This is a genomic window from Mesorhizobium sp. M2A.F.Ca.ET.039.01.1.1 (assembly GCF_003998035.1).
Taxonomy (GTDB): domain Bacteria; phylum Pseudomonadota; class Alphaproteobacteria; order Rhizobiales; family Rhizobiaceae; genus Mesorhizobium.
This window is the reverse complement of the sequence record NZ_RZRY01000572.1, coordinates 1-4,069: the sequence shown is the minus strand read 5'-3', so window position 1 is coordinate 4,069 and position 4,069 is coordinate 1. Positions and strand designations below refer to the sequence as shown.

The following is a 4,069-nucleotide window of genomic DNA, read 5'->3' as shown; positions in this document are numbered from 1 at the left end:
GCTCTCATGGTCCGCTCGCCTCAGTTGAATTTGGGTGGCTGCGAGAGGTCGGGTGCCGGCGCCGCCGGTTTGGCCGGCGCTTCGCCGAAGCTCGGTGGCTGCGACAGGTCGGGCGTGCCTGGCGCCGCCGGCGCGTCGCCATTGGCGGGCGCCGCGCCGTTATTGGTGGGTGGCGTGCCGAGCGGCGACAGCGAGGGCATGTCGGGCAGCTTCAGGTCTATCGTGCTGGGCTCCACCGCCGCTCCCTTGTAGCGCATGACCATCTGCGGGAAGGCGATGGTGAGCCCGATCATGATCACCTGGATGCAGACGAACGGCACGGCGCCCCAATAGATCTGCCCGGTAGAGACTGGCGCGATCTGCTTTCCGGTGATCCTGTCCAGGTAAGGCACGCGGGCCGCGACCGAGCGCAGGTAGAACAGCGCGAAGCCGAATGGCGGATGCATGAAGCTGGTCTGCATGTTGACGCCGAGCAGCACGCCGAACCAGATCAGGTCGATGCCGAGCTTGTCGGCGGCGGGCGCCAGCAGCGGCACGATGATGAAGGCGAGCTCGAAAAAATCGAGGAAGAAGGCAAGCACGAAGACCAGGATGTTGACGCCGATCAGGAAGCCCGTCTCGCCGCCGGGCAGCGAGATCAACAGATGCTCGACCCAGATGTGGCCGTTGACGCCGTAGAAGGTCAGCGAGAAGACGCGCGCGCCGATCAGGATGAACAGCACGAAGGAGGAAAGCCTGGTCGTCGAGGCGAGCGCCTGTTTGACGACGTCGAGCGACAGCCGCCCCTTGGCCGCCGCCATGATCAATGCTCCGACCGAACCCATGGCGCCGCCCTCGGTCGGCGTGGCGATGCCGAGGAAGATCGTGCCCAGCACCAGGAAGATCAGCGCCAGCGGCGGGATCAGCACGATTACCACCTGCTGCGCCAGCTTGGACATCATGTTGATGCGCAGCCGCTGGTCGACGATGGCGGCGACATAGATGACGATGACCCCGACGGCGAAGCCGAGGATGTCGGCATTGTCGCCCTGTGTCGGTGCAAGATAGCGATAGGCGCCATAGGAGATCGCACCGGTAACCAGAAGCGCCACGATCAGCGACAGCACGCCGCGGCCGAGCGTTCGGGCTTCGAGCGGCAGCGCCGGCATCGAGTTCGGCCGGACGATCGAAATGATCAGGATGTAGAGCATGTAGATACCGGTCAGCACGATGCCCGGGATCAACGCGCCGGCATACATGTCGCCGACCGAGCGCCCGAGCTGGTCGGCGAGCACGATCAGCACCAGCGAGGGCGGGATGATCTGCGCGAGCGTGCCGGAAGCCGCGATGACGCCGGAGGCGACCCTGCGGTCATAGCCGTAGCGCAACATGATCGGCAGGGAGATCAGCCCCATGGCGATGACCGAGGCCGCCACCACGCCGGTGGTTGCGGCCAACAGCGCGCCGACGAAGATGACCGCATAGGCAAGGCCGCCGCGGATCGGCCCGAACAGCTGGCCGATCGTGTCGAGAAGGTCCTCGGCCATGCCGGATCGTTCGAGCACGATGCCCATGAAGGTGAAGAACGGTATCGCCAGCAGCGTGTCGTTGGACATCACCCTGGTGCCGTAGAAATTGTCCGGCAGCGCATGCAGCAGCGGCCAGGCGAGGTTGATCGACCCGCCGGAATAGGGCGAGACCAGCACGCCGATGAAGAAGAACAGCAGGCCGTTGGCGGCGAGCGAGAAGGCGACGGGGTAGCCGATCAAAAGGAAGATGATCAGCGAGGCGAACATGATCGGCGCCATGTTCTGCGCGATGAACTCGATCATGGGCGGACCTCGCCGGCGATGGCTTTGGCTTCCTCGGCCAGCGCCTCCGCCTCGAGCCTGGCCTGCTCATGCGCCGATATGAAGGGATTGGGATCGTCCATGTCGCCGCGCATGATGGCGATCTTCTTGATGATCTCGGAAACGCCTTGCAGGGCCAGCAGGAAGAAGCCGACGAGCAGGATGGCCTTGGCCGGCCAGACGATCAGGCCGCCGGCATTGGTCGACATCTCGCCGCTGTGGAAGGACAGCGACACATAAGGCACGAAATAGACCACCATCAGCACGACGAAAGGCATCAGGAAGAACAGGTGGCCGAGCAGGTCGATCCAGTGCTGCACGCGCCGCGAGAACATGCCGTAGACGATGTCGATGCGGATATGGTCGTTCTGCTTCAGCGTGTAGGCCGCGGCCAGCATGAAGGCGGCGCCGAACAGATACCACTGCAGTTCCAGCCAGGCATTGGACGAGGTGTCGAACACCTTGCGGATGACGGCATTGCCGGCGCTCACGAGGATCGCAAGCAGGATCAGCCAAGAAACCCAGCGGCCGATGAACTCGTTGATGCGGTCGATCGTCCTGGATAGAGCGAGAAGCCCTGCCATGCATATCCTCCCTCACAATGCGGCGCGCCCGATTCCCCCTCCGGTGTCGCGTCGCCTGGCCCAACGGTATGCAGTGCGTGGTCCGGCAGGTCAACATGGCAAAGCCGCGCCGAGCAGATCGATAAGCCGCGCAGAGGCGGAATGCCGCCGCCTGACGATGCGTCATGCAACCAAAGTCTGGGATGCTTGAAGCATGTCTCCCGAAAGTGGGAACCGGTTTCGGGATAAGGACATGCTAAATCCAAAACGTAAAGCGGATGAAGCGAATCTGAAAGATCGCGACGCGCTTTAGGCGATCTTGGCCTGGTCGCGCCCGGCGCCGATCAGCACCAGCATGGCGACGAGGAAGAGATAGATCCAGGCGTCGCGCCATTCGAGCGGGAAGTAGCCGGCCCAGAGCGATTCAGCCATGCCGAAGGCCGCGGCGCCAAGGGCCGCCCGAAGCGGCGACAGGTAGCCGCCGACCGCTGTCACGAACAGGATCTTCAGGCCGTAGACCAGCCCGGTGCCGAAGGAGATATTGCCGTAGTAGAGGCCGGCAAGCACCCCGGCCAGGGCCGCGCAGAAACCGCCGAACAGCACGGCGCGGCGGAACACCGCGCGCACATCGATCCCGCACATCGCCGCTGCTTTCGGATCGTCGGAGACGGCACGCCAGGCGCGGCCGAAGCGCGAATGCGAGAACAGCCAGGCCGCCAGCGCCACCAGCGCGACGACCCCCGCGCAGTCGAGCAGCTGGATGACGGTAAGCGTGACCTTGAACCCTTCACCTTCGGCGAAGACGACGGGATCGGCGAGCATCGGCGGCAGCCAGAGATCATGCGTGTCGGCGGCGATGCGGCTCGCCTCCGACAGGAAAATCAAGATGCCGAGCGTCGTCACCACGATGGCGTTGGGCGAGCGGTCGGCGAGCCTCTCGAACACGCTGCGCGACAGGACGTGGCTGATCAGCGCGGCGTAGAGCAGGGCCGCGGCGACGCCGAGCGCCACCGCGGCGGCGAGCGTCAGCCACAGCGCCTGATAGCCGAAGGCGGCGGTCAGGATCATCGTCTGGCCGCAAAAGGCGAACAGCGCGCCGTAGGCCAGGTTGGTGCGGTGCAGGATGCCGTTGGTCAGCACATAGCCGAAGGCGAGCAGCGCGTAGAGCGCGCCTGAATGCAGCCCGTTCAGCACCTGCTGGAAGAAATAGAGCATGCGGCATCCCCTACAGCGCCGCGCGCCCATCCGGCGCGCAAAGGACGCTGTAGCACTTTGATATTGCGCATGACCCTTTCCAAAAATCGTTCCGATTTTGGTATCATGCGCGGGCCGGATAATCCGGCCCACTCGGAAACTTGCACTCGGAATCTAACTTGTCAAACACGTTTTATAGGTTAGATTTTGATCATGACGGTATCCTGGACCCCGCACCGCTTCACCGGCGGCATCCTTGCGCTCGATACGGCGAACACCGTGGTGCTGCGCAACGATCCGCAAAAGTCCTTCGACCGTTTCGACGACCCGGCCGAGATCGCCCGCTTTGCCGAGGCGGCCAGCGGCTTCCGCGCGGCCGAGCTCGGCGGCCGGCGGCTGCGGGCGCCGGAGCCGGGTGAGATCAAACCGACCGTCATCTCGATCCGCGAAGCGACCGATCGCCTATTTCGCCATGCCGTATCG

Annotated in this window: 3 protein-coding genes and 1 pseudogene; 1 reads left to right on the top strand and 3 read right to left on the bottom strand. The window is 64.3% G+C overall.

Annotation, left to right across the window (positions count from 1 at the left end):
- Positions 1 to 20: 20 nt before the first annotated feature.
- The 3 genes from EOA24_RS29495 to EOA24_RS29485 form a co-directional block, all read right to left on the bottom strand.
- The gene (locus EOA24_RS29495; RefSeq protein ID WP_189354338.1) at positions 21 to 1,811 is read right to left on the bottom strand and encodes a TRAP transporter large permease subunit; all 1,791 of its coding nucleotides are present in this window, start codon (positions 1,809 to 1,811) and stop codon (positions 21 to 23) included.
- The gene (locus tag EOA24_RS29490) at positions 1,808 to 2,413 is read right to left on the bottom strand and encodes a TRAP transporter small permease subunit (protein WP_126079873.1); all 606 of its coding nucleotides are present in this window, start codon (positions 2,411 to 2,413) and stop codon (positions 1,808 to 1,810) included. The genes EOA24_RS29495 and EOA24_RS29490 overlap by 4 nt, the downstream gene beginning before the upstream one ends.
- 288 nt (positions 2,414 to 2,701) lie before the next feature.
- The gene (locus tag EOA24_RS29485) at positions 2,702 to 3,607 is read right to left on the bottom strand and encodes a branched-chain amino acid ABC transporter permease (RefSeq protein ID WP_126079872.1); all 906 of its coding nucleotides are present in this window, start codon (positions 3,605 to 3,607) and stop codon (positions 2,702 to 2,704) included.
- A gap of 192 nt (positions 3,608 to 3,799) precedes the next feature.
- On the opposite strand from EOA24_RS29485, the pseudogene EOA24_RS29480 reads away from it, so the two are divergent.
- Positions 3,800 to 4,069 (top strand): annotated as a pseudogene (locus EOA24_RS29480) (ABATE domain-containing protein); the annotation flags it as partial.